This is a genomic window from Aliivibrio sp. S3MY1, from assembly GCF_028765575.1.
Lineage (GTDB): Bacteria > Pseudomonadota > Gammaproteobacteria > Enterobacterales > Vibrionaceae > Aliivibrio.
In genome coordinates, this window is record NZ_JARACO010000010.1 from 108,979 (window position 1) to 131,304 (window position 22,326).

Here is a 22,326-nt window from a genome sequence, read left to right on the forward strand (position 1 = left end):
TAATGCTAGTTCCACCACCACTAAGCTTATACATTCATATTCCATGGTGTATTCAAAAATGCCCATATTGTGATTTCAATTCTCATGCATTGAAAACGACAATCCCTGAAGCACAATACATTTCAGCGTTAATTGACGATCTTGATACCGATCTTGCACGTTATGATATGCAAAACGAATCCCGTAAGCTGCACTCTATTTTTATTGGTGGTGGTACACCAAGCTTAATTACTGCTCCTGAAATTAAACGCTTACTGAGCGAAGTTGAAAAACGCTTACCCTTTGCTGATGATATTGAAATCACGATGGAAGCTAACCCTGGAACCGTAGAGGCAGGTCGATTCATTGAATACCGTGAAGCGGGGGTTAACCGCATCTCCATCGGCGTACAAAGCTTCCAACAAGAAAAATTGGAAAAACTGGGACGTATTCACGGTAAAGATGAAGCCATTCGTGCTGCTCGCCTTGCTCATGAGGCCGGATTAAACAGCTTTAATCTTGATTTAATGCACGGTTTACCAAACCAAAGTATTGATGATGCGTTGTCTGATTTAAAACAAGCGATTGAGCTTAATCCTCCACATTTGTCTTGGTATCAGCTGACGATTGAACCAAACACGGTGTTTTACTATAAGCCACCAACATTGCCTGACGATGATGATTTATGGGATATTTTTGAACAAGGCCACCAAATTCTTGCTGACGCCGGTTATGTTCAATATGAGATTTCAGGCTACAGTAAAGTCGGTTATCAATGCCGACATAATTTGAATTATTGGCGTTTTGGGGATTATTTAGGCATTGGTTGTGGGGCTCATGGCAAACTGAGTTTTGCTGATGGTCGCATTGTTCGAACCACTAAAATCAAGCACCCACGCGGCTTTCTAGATTTAATGAAACCTTACTTAATTGACGAACAAGAGGTTGCGGATCACGACAGGCCTTTTGAGTTCTTCATGAACCGTTTCCGTCTGTTAGAAGCCTGTCCTAAGCAAGATTTCATTGATAAAACAGGGTTAGGTTTTGAGTCGATTCAAGAGACGATTGATTGGGCTAAAAAGAAGAAATATCTTGATGAAACCGAAACGCATTGGCAGATCACAGAACACGGCAAGTTGTTCTTGAATGATATGTTAGAAGCGTTTGTGAGTGATGAAGACTAAGAGCAGGGTTCAGATCGCTTCGCTTAAAGGTTTCAGTAAGAGCTTAAACATCTTTTCCTGAAACCTTTAGGGAGCTTGCGACCGTCCTGAAACCTGCTCTTATCTTAAAATATCGAACGACCAATACGTTCTGAAAGCAATTCTAATGCTTGAGTTCCTGCTAGCGAGTTACCAGATGGGTCTAATTCTGGAGACCATACAGCAATAGTCATCTCACCCGGAACAATGGCTATTATCCCACCACCGACACCTGATTTTCCTGGCATACCAACGCGATAAGCAAACTCTCCGGCACCATCATATAATCCACAAGTAGCCATTAATGCATTAATTTGTTTACTCTGCATTGGCGTAATTATGAACTCATTCGTCTCAGGTTGAATGCCTTTATTGGCTAAATAACCAAACGTTCTTGCTAAATCAACACAGCTCATATTCAGTGCACAAGCATGAAAATAGTTCTTTAATACTGGCATCACTTCATTATCGAAGTTACCAAATGAACGCATCAAATAGGCAATCGATGCATTTCGATCACTGTGATCCATTTCTGAATTAGCGACAATACGATCATAGATAATATGATTATTACCAGATAATTTACGCACAAATTCCAATAAACGATGCTTAGGAGCAGAAAAGCGGCTGTAGAGCATATCTGAAATAACAATAGCTCCGGCATTAATAAATGGATTACGAGGTACACCTTGCTCCATTTCAAGTTGGATCAATGAGTTAAATGCCTGCCCTGACGGTTCTTTTCCTACTCGCTGCCATAATTCTTCTGGCTGATATAGCTCCATCGCAAGAGTCAAACTCAGTGCTTTTGAGATCGATTGAATTGAAAAGCATTCATTTGCATCACCAGAGGTAATCATCTCACCATCGTTGGTGTACACGGCAATGCCTAATTTATCACTTGGCACACAAGCAAGCGCGGGAATATAGTCGGCAACTTTTCCTTGTCCAATAAGAGGACGCACTTCATTCAAAATATCATCTAATATCTGTTTTGTTGGCTTCATTATTTCTTATTCCCTTTTGATCGCAAGGACAAAAAAGCCAACACAGAGGTTGGCTTTAGTATTTATTTAGATTGGCATCAGAGCCATGCAGCGCTTATCGTACGCTGTCATCCCGTTTTAAAATAAACGGATTATGCGTTGCGACGGAATTTAATATCCCATACGCCATGACCTAAACGATGACCACGCGCTTCAAATTTTGTTAATGGTCGCTCATCTGGACGAGGAATGTAATCACCATCAGTTGCGATATTCTCGTAACCCGGAGCGACGTTCATTACTTCGATCATATGTTCTGCGTAATTTTCCCAGTCAGTTGCCATGTGGAAAACACCATCAGGATTTAACTTAGGACGGATCATCTCAGCAAACTCCGCTTTAACGATACGACGCTTATGGTGACGTGCTTTATGCCATGGGTCAGGGAAGAACAGTTGTAAGGTATGTACAGATGAATCAGGGATCATTGATTCAAATACTTCAACCGCATCATGACACATTACACGTAAGTTCGTTACGCCAGCTTCTTTTGCTGCGGCAAGACATGCGCCAACACCTGGACGGTGAACCTCAATGCCAAGGAAATTAAGCTCTGGTGCTTTTTGCGCCATCTCAACCAAAGATGCACCCATACCAAAACCGATTTCTAAAACGACAGGGTTGTTGTTACCAAACACCTCGTTCCAATCAAGCATTTGCTCAACAAAATCGATGCCCATGGTAGACCAGCACTCAGTAATAGCGCCTTCTTGGCCTTTCGTTAAACGTCCTTCGCGGCGTACAAAGCTACGAATTTTACGAACGATTTTACCTTCTTCGGTAAAGTCGTTTTTAGTCACTTCAGTCATGATTGGATAACCTGGTTATTCTCTGAACAAGGGATTGTGGATCCGGCATTATCCAAAGTTTAGCCCAGTGTTCAAGTATTATCTTTGCTTTTCTCTATAAACAAGCTTAATTAAGGCAATTCTTTAGCTGAACTAATAACCCTATTTTCTATCGGGTGTACAAAATCATCACAGTATGATGTGATCCATTCTTAATTATAAAAATGTAATCGAGCATGTCATGACTTCTTTCTCTCACGCCATTTTAGAGTGGTACGACAATTACGGCCGTAAGACGTTACCTTGGCAATTAGAAAAAACGCCTTATAAAGTATGGTTATCAGAGATCATGCTTCAACAAACCCAAGTCACTACCGTTATCCCCTATTTCGAGCGTTTCATGGCTCGCTTTCCAACCGTTGTTGATTTAGCTAATGCAGAACAAGATGAAGTGCTTCATTTATGGACCGGACTTGGCTATTACGCTCGTGCTCGTAATTTACACAAAACAGCCCAAATCATTGCTGAACAATATAATGGTAAATTCCCTGAAACGATTGAAGAAGTCATCGCACTTCCGGGAATTGGCCGTTCTACTGCGGGTGCTGTATTGTCACTTTCTCTCAAGCAACACCACCCTATTTTAGATGGTAATGTGAAACGCACTCTTTCTCGTAGCTTTGCTATTGAAGGGTGGTCAGGTAAGAAATCGGTCGAAAATGCCATGTGGAAAATAGCAGAAGAACATACACCAAAGTTAGGCGTTGAACGTTACAATCAAGCCATGATGGATATGGGGGCGATGGTCTGTACTCGTTCTAAGCCTAAGTGTGAGATTTGCCCAGTGAATGATCTTTGCCAAGCCAAAGCGCAAGATCGTCAATTAGACTTCCCTACTAAAAAACCCAAAAAAGACAAGCCGACTAAAAAAGCATGGTTTGCTATCTACTATCACGATGGTGATGTATTGCTAGAGCAACGACCTCAAACGGGAATTTGGGGTGGCTTATACTGTTTTCCTGAACAACCAGAAAATACCTTAAATGATTTATCCGAACACTATGGTATGGACGTAAAATCTAGCCAACAATTGATTGCTTTTCGTCATACTTTTAGTCATTACCACCTAGATATAACTCCCGTACTTATCACTCTGAACAAGAAACCGAACATGGTGATGGAAGGAACGCGTGGAGTTTGGTATAACTTATCCCAACCAATGACGGTAGGACTAGCAGCGCCAGTTCAAAAACTGTTAGATGCTTTACCGTTCGAAATTTCTAATGGAGAATAACCATGAGTCGCACTGTATTTTGCGTTCTTTTAAATAAAGAAGCCGACGGCCTAGATTTTCAACTTTACCCAGGTGAACTAGGTAAGCGTATTTTTGACAATATCTCCAAAGAAGCATGGGGCCAATGGCAACACAAGCAAACTATGCTTATTAATGAAAAGAAGTTGAACATGATGGATCCAGAGCACCGCAAACTGCTGGAAACAGAAATGGAAGGTTTTCTATTTGATGGCAAAGAAGTCATCATTGATGGTTATACCCCACCAAGCGAATAAATTATTGTAAATAAAGCAGTCTAATGACTGCTTTATTTTTATCTATTTCAGTACTATGCACTTCTGCCGTTAATCTAATTATTGAATTCTTATCTATATTGTTTTTATGAAAAAAATTATCCTGATTGTTTCCGCTTGTCTTTTTCTTACCAGCTGTAGCCGAGAGTCAATAGAATCTACTTTTGGGGTAAACTACGATACCACGAACCGTTTTGCTAAAAATTTAGCACCTCTTCCTGGCCAATTTACTAAAGACATTAAAGCCCTCGACTCGTTAATTAGCAGCTTTAATGGCAACATTGAAAAGCGTTGGGGTAAAAAGAACCTCGTTATCGCCAGTAAACAATCGTATGTAAAATACACCGATGGCTATTTAAGTCGATCTCAAGTCGATTTTTCTACTGGCCGAGTTACCGTAGAAACTGTCGCAGGAACGGACCCTAAAGCCCATTTACGCCAAGCTATTATCACCACCCTACTTACCCCCGATGATCCCGCAGGTGTCGACCTTTATTCTGATGCTGATGTTGCTCTTGGTGGCAAACCCTTTTTATACCAGCAAGTCGTCGATCAAGATAAAAAGCCGATTGAATGGTCATGGCGCGCTAGTCGTTATGCTGACTATTTAATTGCTAATCATTTAAAGACAAAAAATATCGATTATAAAAAAGCCCTTTATGTCGATATCCCTATGGTAAAAAACCACACGCAACTACGAGAATACCAATACGCCGACATTGTTCGCGGTGCTTCTCAACGCTATAACATTCCAGAAGATCTAATTTATTCAATTATTAGAACCGAAAGTAGCTTTAATCCTTACGCTGTTAGTTGGGCAAATGCTTATGGCTTGATGCAAGTTGTGCCTAAAACCGCTGGCCGTGATGTCTTTAAGTTAGTAAAAAATAAATCTGGTGATCCAACACCTGAGTATCTTTTTAATCCACATAACAACATTGATACTGGAACGGCTTACTTTCATATTCTAAAAACACGCTACTTAAAAGACATCCGAAACCCTGTATCTAAACAATACAGTATGATCTCAGCTTACAATGGCGGCGCTGGCGGCGTACTGACTACCTTCAATAGCAACCGCAGCCGTGCAATTAACGAAATTAATAGCCTAAATCCTAACCAAGTGTACTGGGCTTTAACCAAAAAACACAAAAATGCAGAAGCTCGTCGCTATTTAGAAAAGGTAACCGCCTTTAAAAAAGAGTTTAACTCAGGGAAGATTTAGCGATAAAATCGCCTATTCGATGAATTATCAATCAAACAATCAAAAAAACGGCCTATTTTGAAAAAAAAAGTTGACGGTAGGGGCAAAAATCCGTTTAATAGCGCTCGTTGCCCGGATAGCTCAGTCGGTAGAGCAGAGGATTGAAAATCCTCGTGTCGGTGGTTCGATTCCGCCTCCGGGCACCATACAATAAGATTGTTGGTGTAGTTCTAGATTTATTTATTAAATGCTAGATCACGAATAGTCAAAAGAATTTAGTGTGCCGACTTAGCTCAGTAGGTAGAGCAACTGACTTGTAATCAGTAGGTCACCAGTTCGACTCCGGTAGTCGGCACCATTCTTTTGCCTCGATAGCTCAGTCGGTAGAGCAGAGGATTGAAAATCCTCGTGTCGGTGGTTCGATTCCGCCTCGAGGCACCATACAATTCCCTTTTAGTTCAGTTGGTAGAACGCCGGACTGTTAATCCGTATGTCGCTGGTTCAAGTCCAGCAAAGGGAGCCATACAATTTAATCTTTATCTTTTTAAAGATTAATAAAAAATTAGTGCCGACTTAGCTCAGTAGGTAGAGCAACTGACTTGTAATCAGTAGGTCACCAGTTCGACTCCGGTAGTCGGCACCATTTCTTCCTTGTAAGAAGAACACAAAATCTGTTCCCTTTTAGTTCAGTTGGTAGAACGCCGGACTGTTAATCCGTATGTCGCTGGTTCAAGTCCAGCAAAGGGAGCCATATTAAAGAGCCTGTTTTTATAAAGGTTCAAGGTTGTTGGTTTATCCAGCAATAGCAAAAAAATAAGTGTGCCGACTTAGCTCAGTAGGTAGAGCAACTGACTTGTAATCAGTAGGTCACCAGTTCGACTCCGGTAGTCGGCACCATTTTTTTGCCTCGATAGCTCAGTCGGTAGAGCAGAGGATTGAAAATCCTCGTGTCGGTGGTTCGATTCCGCCTCGAGGCACCATATAATTCCCTTTTAGTTCAGTTGGTAGAACGCCGGACTGTTAATCCGTATGTCGCTGGTTCAAGTCCAGCAAAGGGAGCCATATTAAAAGCCTCATCATTTTTGATGAGGCTTTTTTTATGCTTGTCATTTAACGAATGCGACACTACCATAACCTCCATTCTTATCAGTTCTTCATTTAGAGTTAAACCATGACTGAAACACCATCAGGAAAACCAGGTAATACTGGTATCAAGCGTGTAATCAAAGCAACTGGCTTTTCTATTCAAGGTCTTAAAGCGGCGTTTAAACATGAAGCAGCTATTCGTCAAGAGTTTGCAATGTTAGTTATTGCTGCCCCTATCGCACTTCTTTTGGATGTGACGGTAGTAGAAAAGATTTTATTGATCGGCGTATTTGTTCTGATCTTTATGATTGAGCTTTTAAATTCAGCAATAGAAGCCGTGGTAGACCGTATAGGCCCTGAACATCATGAATTAAGTGGTAGAGCTAAAGATATTGGTTCAGCTGCTGTATTTATCGCTCTGTGCTTTGCTGGCTTCACTTGGTTAATGATCCTAGGCAGCAACTATCTTTAATTACTTATAAGGACTATTTTAATGAACCCTATTATTCAAACACTAAAAGAACACAACGTTAGCGATGAGAAAATTGCTGAAGTATTTCAAACGCTAACTCAAAACCCATTAGCGGCAATGGCTATTATTCAAAGTCTAGGCATTCCACAAGAAAAGCTACAACCACTAATGATGCAAGTGATGACAAATCCAAGCTTAATTAAAGAAGCGGTTGAAGAATTAGGATTAGATTTCTCTAAAGTAGAAGAAGCAAAAGCAAAGCTTGAAGAGAATCAGTAAATTTTTTCAATAAGTAACTAGAGCCCTGACTTAAGTTGGGGCTTTTTTATGTAGATAGATGGGAGTTAATGCTAAATGTCACCGTCTGATTGTAGCAATGAATACATTGCTGTTATTTAGTTTTTCTTTATGCTCATGGGGTAATGACATCGTAAAATCATCACACAATGCCATACTAGATGATCTCTGGTAGTAGTGACGAATCACTGCTACCGTAATCAAGTTTTGAAATTTAGTTATAATGCTTGCTATCATTGATTACTAGATGTAATCATCTATACACCTAACTACAATATCCTCATTATAGAAAATAGAAGTTCATCGATGACAACATCATACTACTAACCTCTTCAGGTCCAATCAAATATTAAAGTTGGGATGTTGGGACTTGACACATAAATTTTCGAGTATCCCCAATAGGATAAATTATGTCTTTTGTTGTTTTAGAATAGTCAGGATAACTAAAAATAGACACCGCTTGATGAGTGTAGCCATCAGGCCCAATAAGTTCATTAATAGATACAAATTCACTATCAAGAAAATTAGAATTAAAAATTTCTTCGGTTCTCACTAACTTGTCCCAGACAATTTTTTGTTGAGGTTCAGTTGCTAGTGTTCCACTCATATCGAAACATCTTCGGCGGATCCACCACCCATCATCGCCAATAAGGTAATCGCCATTTTCAACTGATGGAATTATATATGAGTATTGATTATTTAAAACAATAGACTCTACATTACTTTCTTTCTCTCGTAGCATTTTCTTATTGAATGCTATGGTAGATACCGTTGCTTCTGGGTCATCTTTGTTATATGCACGAATATAAACAACAGTCCCCATATCCTTATCAACGTTATTATCTGTTAATGTATCATTTTCAGGGAAAGAGTCATCAAACTGTAGAAGTATTTCATCAGCACCTGAGACATAATTAAGTTTGTAATTCAATGGCTTATGAGACAGTATTTCAAATGAAATATTATTATAGTTTACGGTTTTATCGATAGCATATACTTTAACTTTAGCGCTCATATCGCCATTATATGTTACATCTAACATTATTTTAGGAATAATCATTGTTCGCCGCTGAGTTCGCCACTCTTGGGTTGTATGCTCTTCCAGATAGCTCCTAACTAAATCTCCAAAACCGTAACTCATTCCACTACTATGGCTAAAAGCGGTAGCGTGACCAAGTTCATGAGCTGCATCATTATATCTTTGAGGTTGCATACTATAATCCTCAAAGTATGGACTCTCATCATTTACATAACGATCTTTCAATTGAATTTTTCCAAATGTATTAGAATGGAGGTTATTAATATTAGATTTATAACCTGACCCCCAAGCTTCAGCATTGTATTGTTGAGAAAACACACTCCACGTTACAACATGCCCGGAATGTGAGTATCTAGTGAGAGCCATGTCTACATAAGGCATTTTATTGGTAGCATCGTATGATTTACATTCTACAAACTCTTTCACTGTAAAACATTTTTCCGCCATCATAGTTTTATAGTCATCAATAAAATCTCTTCTATTCATGATATTGTGAAGATTTACAGCCATCGTTGTCATCACTATTTGTTCATTTTTAAACGCAGGTCTGACACATTTTGCGGGTAACTCCGGACAGGTGTATGCACTTGAATCATCTGGTTCCTCTGATCCTATGTGGATATCAAGAGCACCAATTTTCATCTGGTACACGCTCAAGATATCCGCAGTGCCATTCATTTCATCCGGTAGCATTATGTCGGCAGTACTGAATGATGGAAGAACCTGATCTAATATAAGCATTGCTACTTTATTCTTATAAGAGACAGTTAATCTATCTGTATCCGTTGGTGTTTGGTTAATTATTTTATAGCCGCTAGGTTCTTTTTCAAAATTAACATCATTAAAACGAAATACTGTATCAATTTTATTTTTACTAATATTGGATATGGTCGCATTCAATTGATCCAGAGGCCTTAACGTCGTATTTATATCAAATGCATATTTATTTTTTCTATCTATAACGACTTCAATTTTTTGTGGAAACAACTCTTCTTTAGCTGGTCCCTGAGTATCATCAGAACATCCGAATAATGTTGCTAAAAAAAACACGAGGGTTATATTTGTTTTCATATAAGGCATACTTCATTTGTTTATTCAAAAGAATAAATCGATATTTTAAGTTGTAAAAATCAAGGAATGATAAAGGACGGTTACATAAATGCTAAGGTTTTACTAAAAAGCAATCTTAACGATTAAAACTATATGTCTTAGTAGGTTATATCAACAAAAATACCAATAGATTGGAGAGGAAATCACAAATATACGGTGTTATGTTGGAAAATAATCTTAACCTCAATATTAAGGAGATGGTAGGTAAAGGAGAGGAGGCAATGAATGATCATAACATTGTTAATTCACCATGCTCGTACCATGGTTCTTTCACCCCACACCTCTTAGCAATACTGACTTGCGAGATTACAGCGTCTAGCCGTTGTTGGACTTACTTAGATCCCCTTACGTACAGAGTCGTCATAATATGAACCATAGATAGACCATGGATAAGAGTTCAGGATTGATAACGGATGTTTATTAGGAGAGATTTTCGTTGGTAATAGGAAAGGTATTTTGAGTCCTTAACGCTTCGCTAATTATATAGTCTTCATTTTAACTGTTTTCAGAAGGTGCTTTAACAACATGATTTCATAGCCTAACGGTTTCGATAGAAACCATAAAAAATCATAAGATAAGATCTTTTGGTTAGAAAATCGGTAATAACATAACCACCCTGTGACATTAGGGTTTGCCTTAATGTCACATGACAATGAAGTTATGACTCATTTTAGCGATATTTGAATTAAAACGTGATCACGAGCTACAAAAAAGGCCGCCAAACTTGGCGACCTTCAATAATAGATAGTATTAGAATTATTGTGCAAGGCTTACACGATCAACATCAATCTTTGTATAGTTAAGTTCTTTATCTATATCGCCATGGATCGTAATTTTAGTTGTAGGGGTAGCTTGTAAACCAAACCATTTATCATGATCAATTTCCACATGAATAGTCCCTGTATTATCTTTAAACGTATAAATTTCACCGCCTAAAGATGCAACTAAATAACCAGTAAGCATTACTGGTGTATCATCGCTAAACATACCTGCATCTAACACGGCTTTCACGGAATTAATACCATGTGTAGGGCCAGAAAAACCACCTTGCTGTGCATTTACTGGTTGGTTAATTACTTGGTTGTTAGCAAAAACAGACGATGATACCAATGCCGCTAATAAAATTAATTTTTTCATAAATAAAATAAGTTCTCTAAAAGTTAGTAACAACATTATTGCACTGTCAATATGAACTAGAAATGAACAAACATTAAAAATTTCAGACTAATTCAATAGGTCAATAATTCTCAGTTTATATACAGTAATTTAGCTAGGCGACATTAGGATTTACCCTAATGTCATGTTCAGTATTAGTTTATTTTTTCGTATACAAAAACAGTTGCGGGGGGGATGTTAAGCCATATTTTTTTGACATTTTTAATCTTTAGATTATTTTTGCATAAATATTTATCACCAAATGGACATCGGTTACGATAGGTATATTGGATAAATAATCCATCATCGTCTAATATTTTGCTAATGTCATTAAGCGCTTGATTTCGACTTTCAATTGAAAAATTAACAAAAGGAATACTAGAGATAATTGTTTTGATTTTTTGATTTTTGTGTTGTTCTTTCATTGTAAAAAGGTTAGATAGACAAATTGTCTTGTCTATATTTTTCAATGCTCTGTGATATATATCGTTGTTTTCATAGGTATATATGGTTTTTACTGACTCAATAGATGCTAACTTTTTAGTTATAACACCAGTGCCTGCGCCTAATTCAATTAGAGTGTCTTCTTTTGATATATGTGAAAGCATCTCGTTGACTAAAAATCGGCTACTAGGTATGACTGAGCCTGTGTTTTTGGGGTTTCTTAAAAATTCAATTAGCATTTATAAAAATAAATCATCGAAAAATGGATATTTGCATTATCCCATAATGAATGTGAACTAAACATGAATGATAAGGCAATGTTATTATTATAAAGTGCATACTTCCTCAATATTCTGGGCTTGTTGCAAATAATCTGAATGGATAAATGAGCCCTACAATGGGCTCATTATTACTGTTAAATAACCTCAATATTAAAGAGACGATTAATGAAGGCGGATCTCTCCTGTACTATTGTTTTTCGTCTATCGTTACGCAATCAAAAATCAAATTGTCCTTTATTTAACATTCGTAACGATTCAAATCCTTGAATGGTTGACCATGCTCGTTTTCTAACTTTGAAACCACCGGTAGCTACGATCAATTTCTTAATTGGGGCATGATCTGATCCAATACAATTATTGAGGGATTTTATTTGCCGTTGATTTACATCAGCGCGTAACAAACCTTCTTCTTTTAGGCGAGTTATGGCATTGGCGTACGAGGAATGTTTATCTGTGTTTAACGTTTTAGGTTGATTGTCTAAGCGATACGGTCTTAAACAACGCTTAATGAATTGATATCGACGTAATTTCTTACGTAGTTTAGGGGAATACTCAATAAACCATCGGTAAATGGTAGAGCGATTAACGAAAATCCCGTGCTCCGCAAGCATATCACTGACATGCGCATAACTAAGAGCTGTCGTACCATACCAATGAAGAGACCAGAGGATAATTTCTGGTGCAAAGTGTTTCCATTTAAATTCGGATTGAGTCATTGAGATGGTAGCTTAATTGAAAGAGAGGGGGGACTTTCGATTAGAAATGGATTTTTTGCAACAAGCCCGTAATTTCCATTGTGCTAGATACAACAAAGCCCCGATTTTCATCGAGGCTTTGTCATTTAAATGTGGTACCGGTAGGCGGACTTGAACCGCCACTCCTTTCGGAAAGGGATTTTGAATCCCTCGTGTATACCAATTTCACCATACCGGCTTTATCAGCATTGCTGCTTGATGGGGTTGATTATACTCAGAGATGATCTTGGCGCAAGCTCTTTATTACTCTAAGATATTTGTTTGCTGAAATATTCAACAGTTATTTACAATCTGATTTTCATTTTTACTGCATCTATCGTTATACTGCTGTCAGTTTTTTAATTTATGGAAGATAAAATGACAACAGAAAAGCAAGCTGGCTTTATGCGTCGCATGGGTGCATGGGTTTACGATACATTAATTATCAGCGCAATTATGATGCTAACCGGTGGGGCTATCGTAGCTACTCTTGAAATGCTTTATGGGGCAGGGATCATCAGTTATGGTCAGTATCCTGATGTCAGTAGCTATTTAAATCATGACCCATTATGGCGTAACCTTTACCCAGTGACTCTTGTATCTGTGTTTGCGGGCTTCTTTGCTTACTTTTGGTGTAAAGGCCAAACTTTGGGAATGCGCGCGTGGAAGCTTCAAGTACAACAACTTGATGGCTCACCAATCACATTAACTCAAGCTATTATCCGTATGTCTACCTCTGCCTTTGGTTTGGGTAATCTTTTGGTCTTCATCTCAAGTGATAATGCAGCATTTCAAGATACTTGGGCAAAGACTCGCGTTATAGTTTTAGATAAAGCGGTTTAAACGATTTAAGCGATTATTAAAGCGACGAATAGAAAAAGGAGATACTCTGCAGTATCTCCTTTTTATTTGTTCTTTTTTCACTGTATGTGCTTAAAGCTTTCTATTAAGTAACCCTAAGGTGATCAATAAGAACACAAAACTTGGCCCTAACGCACCAAATATGGGGTGTATATTATAAACCAAAGTCATTGGCCCAAAGACCTCATTAGAAATATAGAAACTAAATCCTGCGATCACACCAGAAAGAATTCTTGCTCCCATCGTTACACTACGTAATGGCCCAAAGACAAATGAGAGCGCCAATAACATCATGACAGCAACAGAGATAGGTTGTAAGGCTTTACGCCAAAAAGCCAACTCATAACGTGCGGCATCGAGCTCTGAATCTTTCAGGTAATTCACATAATCATACAGGCCAGAAAGAGACTGCTCTTCAGGTTTAACGGTAACCACCGCCAATTTATCTGGAGTCAGTGTTGTTGACCAATTCAAGGTATCCATTTTCTTTTCACTGATTTTAGCTTCATCTTGCATTTGAGTAATAGAAACATCACTCAGCATCCAACCTGCCTCTTTTGATTGATAATTCGCTTTACGTGCAAAGATAATATTATTTAACTGTTGGTGAGCATCAAATTGCCATACTGTCACTCCATACAGTTTTTCTTGATTATCTACTCGCCCTAAATAAATAAAATCGTTCGCATCTTTAGCCCACACTCCTGCTCTTACAGCAGCAATATTACCGCCAGAGGTTTCAAACGCACGTAGATCTCGCGCCATTTTTTGAGCTTGAGGAGCCCCCCATTGACCTAATGCCATCACCATTAGCATCAAAGGAATTGCCGTTTTTAATACTGATAAACCGATGTCTAATTTTGAGTAACCTGCCGCTTGCATCACCACAAGTTCAGAGCTTGCCGCTAACATTCCCAACCCAATCAATGCCCCAAGCAAGGCCGCCATTGGAAAAAACATCTCAATATCACGTGGCATACTTAAGATAACAAAATAAAGAGCATCTAAAAGATCGTATGTTCCTTTACCCACTTTACGTAACTGCTCTACATATTTAATAATTGAAGAGAGCCCAACTAGCGTTGTTAAACATAACGCAGAAGTTGCGATGATTGTACGGCCAATATACCAATCTAAAATCTTAAACATGCTTTGCTTTTCTCCGCATTTTGTCTTTTAATTTTCTCACAAAAACACTGTCCATTGAGTTTAATATAATGCCGATAATAAGCAGTATTGCATTAATTGCCCACAGTCCAACGGATGGATGTAAGCTCCCCTCTTCTATTGCTGATTTACCCGCACTTAATGATAAGAAATAAGCTAAATACAATAAAATTGCCGGTGCAAGTTTCGCGAATCGCCCTTGCCTTGGATTCACAGCAGATAACGGAACAACCACCATGGTTAATAAGGGAATACACAGAATCAAAGAGATACGCCATTGCAATTCTGCTTTCGCTTCTAACTCTGTTCGTTTGATAAGTTCTAACGTTGGTAGTGCATCCCAATCTCTTCGTTTTGCCTTAACCTCTTTCTGCCCAATTAGGACTTCATAAGATTCAAAGTTACTTTCTAAGTAATCTAAACGTGTCGGAATACCTTCATAACGAGTACCATCTTCCAGTACTAATACCTGACGGCCATCATTAAGCTGCTTCACTATCCCTTTATCTGCAACTAACACGCTAGGGCGCAATGAATCATGAGGAACTGGTTGTGCTAAGAAGATATTAACAAGGTGCTTGCCTCCTTCATCGCTAATGTCATCAATAAAGACAACACCCTTCCCATCGGGAGAATTTCTAAACTGACCTTTTTGTAATAGATCGATTCCAGAATCAGACTCTACCGTCTCCATCAGCTTGGTACTTTGCTCTTGGCTCCAAGGAGACAGCCATAGTGAGTTAAAAGTAGCTACCGCACCTGTAATCAAGGCTAAATACAGTGCGGCACGAATAAGTATTGAGTTACCCATTCCTGTTGCATTCATTACGGTAATTTCACTTTCTGCGTATAAACGTCCAAAAGTCAGAAGAATACCGATGAAAATACTGAGAGGTAGCATTAATAAGCCCATAGCAGGCATATTTAAACCCACTAAGGATAAGATCAAACCACCTGGGATATCTCCATCAGAGGCTTCAGCTAAAATGCTAATAAATTTTTGGCTCATAAAGATCAAAAAAAGCACAAAAAAGATCGCAAATTGACTCTTTAATGTTTCCTTGATCAAATATCTAATAATAATCACGTCGAATCTACCTATAGAAAACTTGTATTTTTGCCAGAATCACTATAATTTCCGTGTAAACCATTTATTTTTTAATCTTTGGCTAAATGTTAGCCTGCGAAATCGGAACACTAATAGTATAGTATCTAACTAGATTTTGCTCATTATCTAACATTTAGTTCTATTTGTCTTCAGGATGTAGGAGTACGCATGGAGTTCAGTGTAAAAAGTGGCAGTCCAGAGAAACAACGCAGCGCTTGTATCGTTGTAGGTGTCTTTGAGCCACGTCGTTTATCTCCAATCGCAGAACAGCTCGATAAAATCAGTGACGGTTACATTAGTTCGTTACTTCGCCGTGGTGACCTTGAAGGTAAGCCTGGCCAAATGCTGTTATTGCATCAAGTACCAAATATTCTTTCTGAGCGTGTTTTATTAGTAGGTTGTGGTAAAGAGCGTGAACTTGGTGAGCGTCAATATAAAGAGATCATCAAAAAAACCATCAGCACACTAAATGAAACGGGCTCTATGGAGGCGGTATGTTTTCTTACAGAGCTTCACGTTAAAGGCCGTGACACTTACTGGAAAGTTCGCCAAGCGGTTGAATCAACTAAAGACAGTCTATATACCTTTAACCAATTCAAGAGTAATAAACCTGAGACTCGTCGCCCATTACGCAAGTTAGTATTTAATGTACCAACTCGCCGTGAGCTTAACTTAGGTGAAAAAGCAATTAACCATGGTTTGTCTATTGCCTCTGGCGTAAAAGCGTCAAAAGATTTAGGCAATATGCCACCAAATGTTGCTAACCCTGCATATCTTGCGTCTCAAGCTCGTCGCCTAGCCGATGACTACGAAACCGTTACCACTAAAGTGATCGGTGAAGAAGAGATGAAGAAACTAGGCATGACTTCTTACCTAGCGGTAGGTCAAGGTTCTCATAATGAATCTATGATGTCAGTGATGGAATACAAAGGTCACCCTAATCCTGATGCAAAACCTATTGTACTGATTGGTAAAGGTCTGACTTTCGATTCAGGCGGTATCTCCATCAAACCAAGTGACGGTATGGATGAGATGAAGTACGACATGTGTGGTGCTGCTTCTGTATTTGGTGCAATGAAAGCATTAGCTCAATTAAATCTTCCTCTGAATGTGGTTGGTATTCTTGCGGGCTGTGAAAACATGCCAAGCAGCAACTCTTATCGTCCAGGTGATATTTTAACAACCATGTCAGGTCAAACTGTTGAAGTATTAAATACCGATGCTGAAGGCCGCTTAGTTCTTTGTGACGCCCTAACATACGTAGAGCGTTATAATCCAGAATGCGTTGTTGATGTTGCGACATTAACGGGAGCATGTGTGGTTGCTCTTGGTCATCACATCAATGGATTAATTGCGAATCATAATCCATTAGCTCATGAACTGATTAATGCATCAGAGCAATCTGGTGACCGAGCATGGCGCTTACCTATGGCTGACGAATATAACGAGCAGCTAAACAGCCCGTTTGCAGACATGGCTAATATTGGCGGAAAAGCCGCAGGTACAATCACTGCTGGTTGCTTCCTTGCTCGTTTTACTAAGAAATATCATTGGGCTCACATTGATAGTGCGGGTACAGCTTGGGTTTCGGGCGCAAATAAAGGCTCAACCGGCCGACCTGTCTCATTACTTGTCCAATTCTTACTGAATCGTTCAGGCCAAGAAATCGTAGAATAAATCACTTCGTTTTATGATATAAAGGGCCTTTAAATGGCCCTTTTTTAATACATTCTATTTAGCGTCTTTTTGCCATTTATGTAAATTAAGAGAGATTATGAGCCAAGCACTGTTTTACGTTCTTGAACCCACATCACCAACAGCCACTCCAGATGGACTGTTAAAATTTGTGTGTCAGCTTGCTCATTATTATTATTCTCAAAATGCACGAGTGTATGTATTAGCTCAAGACAAAGAGCAGGCTCTACTCATTGATGAAGCACTCTGGCAAAATGAGATATCTGAATTTACACCACATAATTTAATTGGTGAAGGGCCACAATCTGGCTCCCCCATTGAAATTGGTTGGGGAACATTACGCTCATCAGGCCGCCGACATGTATTAATAAATTTAGCACAAGAGGTCGCAACTTTTGCGGTTTCCTTTGCTCAAGTGGTAGACTTCGTACCCTGTGAAGAAAAAAGCAAACAACACGCTCGAGAAAGGTATAAAATATACCGAAATGCAGGCCGAGCCATGCAAACCGAGACATTAAAATAGTGCCAATCATCATAGCTAAGTAACTCAGCTGAAAGCCTATTTTCAGATTGAGCCATTAATTATGATATTTGGCATTCCACTTTTTAATAGAGATATTCGTGACGAACACTATGGAAAAGACATATAACCCGCAATCAATAGAACAAGCTCTGTACCAGACTTGGGAAGAAAAAGGCTACTTTAAGCCTCATGGCGATACATCAAAAGAAGCTTATAGCATCATGATCCCGCCACCAAACGTCACTGGTAGCCTGCACATGGGTCACGCTTTCCAAGATACGATCATGGATACGCTTATCCGTGCTGAGCGTATGAAAGGCAAAAATACCCTTTGGCAAGTAGGTACCGATCACGCTGGTATCGCAACTCAAATGGTTGTTGAGCGTAAGATTGCGGCTGAAGAAGGCAAAACAAAACACGATTACGGTCGTGACGCTTTCATCGACAAAATTTGGGAATGGAAAGCAGAATCAGGTGGCACAATTACCAAGCAACTTCGTCGTCTAGGTGCCTCTGTTGATTGGGATCGTGAACGATTCACAATGGATGATGGTTTATCTGCTGCAACTCAAGAAGTGTTTGTTCGTTTATACGAAGAAGATCTTATCTACCGTGGTAAGCGCCTAGTAAACTGGGATCCTAAACTGCACACCGCTATTTCTGATCTTGAAGTTGAAAACAAAGACAAAAAAGGCTTCATGTGGCACTTCCGCTACCCACTAGCAAATGGCGTTAAAACTTCTGACGGCAAAGACTACATCGTTGTAGCTACGACTCGTCCAGAAACCATGCTTGGTGATACTGGTGTTGCGGTAAACCCTGAAGATCCTCGTTACAAAGATCTGATCGGTCAACACATTGAACTGCCTATCGTTGGTCGCTTAATTCCTATCGTAGGCGATGAGCATGCGGACATGGAAAAAGGCACGGGCTGTGTGAAAATCACTCCAGCTCATGACTTTAACGATTACGAGGTAGGTAAACGTCATAGCCTACCAATGATCAATATCTTAACGTTCAATGCTGATATCCGTGATTCTGCTGAAGTATTCACAACGAACGGCGAAGAGAGTGATGTATACAGCGCTGAACTTCCAGCTAAATACCATGGTATGGAGCGTTTTGCTGCTCGTAAAGCCATCGTTGCTGAGTTTGATGAACTGGGTCTTCTTGAAGAGATCAAAGATCACGATTTAACCGTACCTTACGGTGACCGTGGTGGTGTTGTTATCGAACCAATGCTAACTGACCAATGGTACGTACGTACTGCACCTCTTGCTGCGCCTGCAGTGAAAGCGGTTGAAGATGGTCAAATCCAATTCGTTCCTAAGCAATACGAAAACATGTACTTTGCGTGGATGCGTGACGTACAAGATTGGTGTATCTCTCGTCAACTTTGGTGGGGTCACCGTATTCCTGCATGGTATGACAACGACGGTAAAGTTTACGTTGGTCGTACTGAAGAAGAAGTTCGTGAGAAAAACAACCTTGCTCCTGTTGTTGTACTTCGCCAAGACGACGATGTACTTGATACATGGTTCTCTTCTGCACTTTGGACGTTCGGCACACAAGGCTGGCCTGAAAACACAGACGCACTTAAAACATTCCACCCATCAGAAGTTCTAGTATCAGGCTTTGATATTATCTTCTTCTGGGTTGCTCGTATGATCATGATGACCATGCACTTCGTGAAAGACGAAGAAGGCAATGCACAAGTACCATTTAAGACAGTTTACATGACGGGCCTTATCCGTGATGAGAACGGTGACAAGATGTCTAAGTCTAAAGGTAACGTACTTGATCCTATCGATATGATCGATGGTATCGGCCTTGAAGAGCTTGTTGAAAAACGTTGTGGCAACATGATGCAACCTCAACTTGCTAAGAAAATCGAAAAAGCAACGCGTAAAACGTTTGAAGGCGGTATCGAACCATACGGTACTGATGCTCTACGTTTCACTCTTGCAGCAATGGCATCAACAGGTCGTGATATCAACTGGGATATGAAACGTCTTGAAGGTTACCGTAACTTCTGTAACAAACTATGGAACGCAAGCCGTTACGTATTGATGAACACAGAAGAGCACGATTGTGGTATGGCTGAAGGTGCTGAACTTGAGTTCTCACTGGCTGATCAATGGATCGCATCTCAGTTTGAAATCGCAGCAAAAGAATTTAATGCACACCTAGATAACTACCGTCTAGATATGGCAGCAAATACGCTGTATGAATTCATCTGGAACCAATTCTGTGACTGGTACTTAGAGCTAACTAAACCGGTTCTTTGGAAAGGCACTGAAGCACAACAACGTGCTACTCGTTACACACTAATTACGGTTCTTGAGAAGACATTACGTCTTGCTCACCCTGTTCTTCCTTATATCACTGAATCTATCTGGCAGAGCGTTAAGCCGCTAGTTAACGGTGTTGAAGGTGAGACTATCATGACTCAAGCATTACCTCAGTTTAATGAAGAAAACTTCAACGCTGATGTGGTTGCTGATCTTGAGTGGGTTAAAGCCTTTATTACCAGCATTCGTAACCTACGTGCTGAATACGATATCGCACCAAGCAAAGGCTTAGATGTGATGATTAAAGTGGCAGACGAAAAAGACGCTGCACGTATTCAAGCTAACGAGATTGTTCTTACTTCTCTAGCGAAACTAGATAGCATCAAAGTTCTAGCTGAAGGCGAAGAGACACCTGCGTGTGCAACGTCTCTTGTTGGTAAGTCTGAATTGATGATCCCAATGGCGGGTCTTATCGATAAAGATGCAGAGCTGGCTCGTTTAGATAAAGAAGTAGCTAAAATCCAAGGCGAAATTAAACGTATCGAAGGTAAATTAGGTAACGAAGGTTTCGTTGCTAAAGCACCTGAAGTTGTTATCGCTAAAGAGCGTGAAAAACTAGAAGGCTATAAAGAAACCTTAGTTAAGCTAGAAGCGCAAAAAGAAACAATCGCTGCACTATAAGTAAGCCTTTATATCTTTATTAGGTTGATATTATCGTAATGCATAAAAAAGGCCGATGTTAATACATCGGCCTTTTTGTTACCTGTCTCTTTTTATAGCTAAAAAATCAATTCACTAAAATTAATGAGTCTACTTACAAAGGAAAGTGAATGACGTTTTCAGTTTTTGATAATCCAATCTCAAGTTCATGCAGTTGCCCATCAAGTATCACAGAAACCACATATAAATCATTTGAGTTCTTCGCTTGGTCATCCCAATACTTTGGTGCTTCAACCTGAAATAGTGCAGAAACATGCTCGCCTCTTACATCGACAGGGATCGTTAATGTCATGCCATCAAACTTAATACTTGCCGAAATTAAATTAGGCTTATAAGTCTTAAAATAGACCTCGACTTTAAGCTCACAGCCGTGATGCCATATTTGCTCTACACTAATATGGCTTAGAGAAAGATGGGAGATTGGTTGGAAGAAACAGACGCCAAATACACCAACATCATTTTTAATATCACTCTCTTGAACTGCCCCAAAGCGGCGATGATAGGCTTGATTAATTTCGCATACTTGATTGCCTATCTCTTGATCCAACAACCAATCATCGTCATCTTCTTCTAAAAAAATAACTTCAAAACGATTACCGCCTAATTGTAAAAACTCTTTGATATTTTTACGGTATCGCGTCATTTTTTCAGTGCAATCAAATACAGCTACGCCATTAATTCTCACTTCTGCATAGCGAGAAATACCACTCATCACTAATTCAATCGCAGGATAATTGAGTAATGTTTCATCCACCTCAAAAAAACGCATTAAATGCCATTCTTGATTATTCGCCTCTTCAACAGAAAGTGCTTCGTAAGCAGAAGTGACACCTTGTTGAATTGGAATGTCTTTAATCGGCAATGCTGTGTCTGTTAACGGTGAAAGTTGCCATAACGCTTCTTCACCATTAAGAATAATTCTTGAGTTCATTAATATATTCATCCCTAAAAAAATGCCCTACACTTGTATTACAAGCCTAGGGCACAGTCTCTCAATTGTCGTTATTTGACAATGTTTTTATTCTTCGTCGCCATCTTCGATAACGTCATACTCAGCGTCTTCGCCTTCGTAGAAGGTACCCCAGCCATCATAGATAATGTCGAATTTCTCAGCTAGTTGAACTAATTTTTCAACTTGAGCATCGATAACGTCTGCATCTAATATTGAATCCATCACGGCATCACAACATAAGATTTTAGAGCCATCTTCGTCTTCTAGCTCTTCAGCTTCTAATACTTCAAAACCCATTTTAAATGCTTCTACTACTGCATTCTCTAATGCTTTAAAGTCTTCCGCCATTAAATGGTGTTCGATAGCATACAGTGCATCCGGCTCACTACCATCGGCTTTTAGTGATTCAATAATTTCGCGCGTTTCCGCTTTTTGCAATTCAAGAAATTGCTCAACCGATAGATATTCATCTTCTTGAGACATAATAAGGCTCCACACTGTATAAAATAATAGAAATTAACTCAGGCATTATAGCCTGCTCAAACCAAATTCCCTAGCACTTCAATAATTAAAGAATATTTAGCT

19 protein-coding genes, 10 tRNA genes and 1 pseudogene are annotated in these 22,326 nt (G+C 39.3%); 19 read left to right on the forward strand and 11 right to left on the reverse strand.

Translation table 11 applies throughout. From position 1 onward, the window contains the following. Positions 1-2 precede the first annotated feature (2 nt). Complete coding sequence (hemW, locus tag PVK62_RS08900; RefSeq protein ID WP_274444018.1) at positions 3-1,163, forward strand: radical SAM family heme chaperone HemW; 1,161 nt, start codon at positions 3-5, stop codon at positions 1,161-1,163. A gap of 104 nt (positions 1,164-1,267) precedes the next feature. Here hemW and glsB read toward each other — a convergent pair whose 3' ends face one another. Then, a complete protein-coding gene (glsB, locus tag PVK62_RS08905; protein ID WP_274444017.1) occupies positions 1,268-2,188 on the reverse strand; it encodes a glutaminase B in 921 nt (306 codons plus the stop codon). 131 nt (positions 2,189-2,319) lie between these two features. Further along, positions 2,320-3,036 carry a tRNA (guanosine(46)-N7)-methyltransferase TrmB gene (trmB, locus tag PVK62_RS08910; protein WP_274444016.1) on the reverse strand — a complete coding sequence of 239 codons (717 nt, stop codon included), beginning with the start codon at positions 3,034-3,036 and terminating at the stop codon, positions 2,320-2,322. A gap of 220 nt (positions 3,037-3,256) precedes the next feature. Between trmB and mutY the strand changes: the two genes are divergently transcribed. From mutY to PVK62_RS08980, 14 genes are all read left to right on the forward strand, one after another. Continuing rightward, positions 3,257-4,309: an A/G-specific adenine glycosylase gene (mutY, locus tag PVK62_RS08915; protein ID WP_274444015.1), complete on the forward strand. Its 1,053-nt coding sequence runs from the start codon at positions 3,257-3,259 to the stop codon at positions 4,307-4,309. 2 nt (positions 4,310-4,311) lie between these two features. Then, positions 4,312-4,584, forward strand: coding sequence for an oxidative damage protection protein (locus PVK62_RS08920; RefSeq protein ID WP_060992501.1), 273 nt, complete (start codon positions 4,312-4,314; stop codon positions 4,582-4,584). A 106-nt stretch (positions 4,585-4,690) separates the two neighbouring features. Then, the gene (gene mltC / locus PVK62_RS08925) at positions 4,691-5,827 is read left to right on the forward strand and encodes a membrane-bound lytic murein transglycosylase MltC (RefSeq protein ID WP_274444014.1); all 1,137 of its coding nucleotides are present in this window, start codon (positions 4,691-4,693) and stop codon (positions 5,825-5,827) included. Positions 5,828-5,936: 109 nt separating this feature from the next. After that, positions 5,937-6,012, forward strand: a tRNA-Phe gene (locus PVK62_RS08930). A 76-nt stretch (positions 6,013-6,088) separates the two neighbouring features. Next, a tRNA-Thr gene (locus PVK62_RS08935) sits at positions 6,089-6,164 on the forward strand. Between the two features lie 7 nt (positions 6,165-6,171). Next, positions 6,172-6,247: transfer RNA gene (locus tag PVK62_RS08940), tRNA-Phe, on the forward strand. 6 nt (positions 6,248-6,253) lie between these two features. After that, a tRNA-Asn gene (locus PVK62_RS08945) sits at positions 6,254-6,329 on the forward strand. A 44-nt stretch (positions 6,330-6,373) separates the two neighbouring features. Continuing rightward, a tRNA-Thr gene (locus tag PVK62_RS08950) sits at positions 6,374-6,449 on the forward strand. Positions 6,450-6,481: 32 nt separating this feature from the next. Beyond that, positions 6,482-6,557: transfer RNA gene (locus tag PVK62_RS08955), tRNA-Asn, on the forward strand. A gap of 70 nt (positions 6,558-6,627) precedes the next feature. Continuing rightward, positions 6,628-6,703: transfer RNA gene (locus PVK62_RS08960), tRNA-Thr, on the forward strand. 7 nt (positions 6,704-6,710) lie between these two features. Continuing rightward, a tRNA-Phe gene (locus tag PVK62_RS08965) sits at positions 6,711-6,786 on the forward strand. A gap of 6 nt (positions 6,787-6,792) precedes the next feature. Further along, positions 6,793-6,868, forward strand: a tRNA-Asn gene (locus PVK62_RS08970). Between the two features lie 109 nt (positions 6,869-6,977). Then, positions 6,978-7,364, forward strand: a complete 387-nt coding sequence (locus PVK62_RS08975; protein WP_274444013.1) for a diacylglycerol kinase — start codon at positions 6,978-6,980, stop codon at positions 7,362-7,364. A gap of 21 nt (positions 7,365-7,385) precedes the next feature. Next, a complete protein-coding gene (locus PVK62_RS08980) occupies positions 7,386-7,643 on the forward strand; it encodes a DUF2999 domain-containing protein (RefSeq protein WP_045102898.1) in 258 nt (85 codons plus the stop codon). Between the two features lie 367 nt (positions 7,644-8,010). On the opposite strand, the gene PVK62_RS08985 is transcribed toward PVK62_RS08980, so the two are convergent. The 5 genes and pseudogenes from PVK62_RS08985 to PVK62_RS09005 all read right to left on the reverse strand — a co-directional run bounded on the left by PVK62_RS08985 (position 8,011) and on the right by PVK62_RS09005 (position 12,623). Beyond that, entirely contained in the window at positions 8,011-9,771 is a 1,761-nt protein-coding gene (locus PVK62_RS08985) for a hypothetical protein (protein WP_274444012.1), read from the reverse strand. Positions 9,772-10,566: 795 nt separating this feature from the next. Further along, positions 10,567-10,947 carry a YgiW/YdeI family stress tolerance OB fold protein gene (locus PVK62_RS08990; RefSeq protein ID WP_274449385.1) on the reverse strand — a complete coding sequence of 127 codons (381 nt, stop codon included), beginning with the start codon at positions 10,945-10,947 and terminating at the stop codon, positions 10,567-10,569. 173 nt (positions 10,948-11,120) lie between these two features. Beyond that, a complete protein-coding gene (locus PVK62_RS08995) occupies positions 11,121-11,648 on the reverse strand; it encodes a class I SAM-dependent methyltransferase (protein WP_274445161.1) in 528 nt (175 codons plus the stop codon). A 176-nt stretch (positions 11,649-11,824) separates the two neighbouring features. Further along, positions 11,825-12,406: pseudogene (locus PVK62_RS09000) on the reverse strand (DDE-type integrase/transposase/recombinase). A 132-nt stretch (positions 12,407-12,538) separates the two neighbouring features. Then, positions 12,539-12,623 (reverse strand) — tRNA-Leu (locus PVK62_RS09005). A 179-nt stretch (positions 12,624-12,802) separates the two neighbouring features. Between PVK62_RS09005 and PVK62_RS09010 the strand changes: the two genes are divergently transcribed. Continuing rightward, positions 12,803-13,267: an RDD family protein gene (locus PVK62_RS09010; protein WP_274445162.1), complete on the forward strand. Its 465-nt coding sequence runs from the start codon at positions 12,803-12,805 to the stop codon at positions 13,265-13,267. Positions 13,268-13,357: 90 nt separating this feature from the next. On the opposite strand, the gene lptG is transcribed toward PVK62_RS09010, so the two are convergent. Both lptG and lptF read right to left on the reverse strand, forming a co-directional pair. Then, the gene (gene lptG, locus PVK62_RS09015) at positions 13,358-14,434 is read right to left on the reverse strand and encodes an LPS export ABC transporter permease LptG (RefSeq protein ID WP_274445163.1); all 1,077 of its coding nucleotides are present in this window, start codon (positions 14,432-14,434) and stop codon (positions 13,358-13,360) included. Continuing rightward, positions 14,427-15,539, reverse strand: a complete 1,113-nt coding sequence (lptF, locus tag PVK62_RS09020) for an LPS export ABC transporter permease LptF (RefSeq protein WP_274445164.1) — start codon at positions 15,537-15,539, stop codon at positions 14,427-14,429. The genes lptG and lptF overlap by 8 nt, the downstream gene beginning before the upstream one ends. Positions 15,540-15,728: 189 nt before the next feature. Between lptF and pepA the strand changes: the two genes are divergently transcribed. The 3 genes from pepA to PVK62_RS09035 all read left to right on the forward strand — a co-directional run bounded on the left by pepA (position 15,729) and on the right by PVK62_RS09035 (position 20,750). Beyond that, positions 15,729-17,237, forward strand: a complete 1,509-nt coding sequence (gene pepA, locus PVK62_RS09025; protein WP_274445165.1) for a leucyl aminopeptidase — start codon at positions 15,729-15,731, stop codon at positions 17,235-17,237. A gap of 97 nt (positions 17,238-17,334) precedes the next feature. Then, positions 17,335-17,778 carry a DNA polymerase III subunit chi gene (locus PVK62_RS09030; protein WP_274445166.1) on the forward strand — a complete coding sequence of 148 codons (444 nt, stop codon included), beginning with the start codon at positions 17,335-17,337 and terminating at the stop codon, positions 17,776-17,778. 110 nt (positions 17,779-17,888) lie between these two features. Beyond that, positions 17,889-20,750, forward strand: coding sequence for a valine--tRNA ligase (locus tag PVK62_RS09035; RefSeq protein ID WP_274445169.1), 2,862 nt, complete (start codon positions 17,889-17,891; stop codon positions 20,748-20,750). A 133-nt stretch (positions 20,751-20,883) separates the two neighbouring features. Here PVK62_RS09035 and PVK62_RS09040 read toward each other — a convergent pair whose 3' ends face one another. After that, complete coding sequence (locus tag PVK62_RS09040; RefSeq protein WP_274445167.1) at positions 20,884-21,720, reverse strand: glycosyl hydrolase 2 galactose-binding domain-containing protein; 837 nt, start codon at positions 21,718-21,720, stop codon at positions 20,884-20,886. Between the two features lie 87 nt (positions 21,721-21,807). Beyond that, entirely contained in the window at positions 21,808-22,224 is a 417-nt protein-coding gene (rraB, locus tag PVK62_RS09045; RefSeq protein ID WP_274445168.1) for a ribonuclease E inhibitor RraB, read from the reverse strand. Between the last annotated feature and the right edge of the window lie 102 nt (positions 22,225-22,326).

Coding starts and splice junctions, on each gene's coding strand:
- hemW (WP_274444018.1), top strand. CDS start 3: ATGCTAGTTCCACCACCACTAAGCTTATACATTCATATTCCATGGTGT.
- glsB (WP_274444017.1), bottom strand. CDS start 2,188: ATGAAGCCAACAAAACAGATATTAGATGATATTTTGAATGAAGTGCGT.
- trmB (WP_274444016.1), bottom strand. CDS start 3,036: ATGACTGAAGTGACTAAAAACGACTTTACCGAAGAAGGTAAAATCGTT.
- mutY (WP_274444015.1), top strand. CDS start 3,257: ATGACTTCTTTCTCTCACGCCATTTTAGAGTGGTACGACAATTACGGC.
- PVK62_RS08920 (WP_060992501.1), top strand. CDS start 4,312: ATGAGTCGCACTGTATTTTGCGTTCTTTTAAATAAAGAAGCCGACGGC.
- mltC (WP_274444014.1), top strand. CDS start 4,691: ATGAAAAAAATTATCCTGATTGTTTCCGCTTGTCTTTTTCTTACCAGC.
- PVK62_RS08975 (WP_274444013.1), top strand. CDS start 6,978: ATGACTGAAACACCATCAGGAAAACCAGGTAATACTGGTATCAAGCGT.
- PVK62_RS08980 (WP_045102898.1), top strand. CDS start 7,386: ATGAACCCTATTATTCAAACACTAAAAGAACACAACGTTAGCGATGAG.
- PVK62_RS08985 (WP_274444012.1), bottom strand. CDS start 9,771: ATGAAAACAAATATAACCCTCGTGTTTTTTTTAGCAACATTATTCGGA.
- PVK62_RS08990 (WP_274449385.1), bottom strand. CDS start 10,947: ATGAAAAAATTAATTTTATTAGCGGCATTGGTATCATCGTCTGTTTTT.
- PVK62_RS08995 (WP_274445161.1), bottom strand. CDS start 11,648: ATGCTAATTGAATTTTTAAGAAACCCCAAAAACACAGGCTCAGTCATA.
- PVK62_RS09010 (WP_274445162.1), top strand. CDS start 12,803: ATGACAACAGAAAAGCAAGCTGGCTTTATGCGTCGCATGGGTGCATGG.
- lptG (WP_274445163.1), bottom strand. CDS start 14,434: ATGTTTAAGATTTTAGATTGGTATATTGGCCGTACAATCATCGCAACT.
- pepA (WP_274445165.1), top strand. CDS start 15,729: ATGGAGTTCAGTGTAAAAAGTGGCAGTCCAGAGAAACAACGCAGCGCT.
- PVK62_RS09030 (WP_274445166.1), top strand. CDS start 17,335: ATGAGCCAAGCACTGTTTTACGTTCTTGAACCCACATCACCAACAGCC.
- PVK62_RS09035 (WP_274445169.1), top strand. CDS start 17,889: ATGGAAAAGACATATAACCCGCAATCAATAGAACAAGCTCTGTACCAG.
- PVK62_RS09040 (WP_274445167.1), bottom strand. CDS start 21,720: ATGAACTCAAGAATTATTCTTAATGGTGAAGAAGCGTTATGGCAACTT.
- rraB (WP_274445168.1), bottom strand. CDS start 22,224: ATGTCTCAAGAAGATGAATATCTATCGGTTGAGCAATTTCTTGAATTG.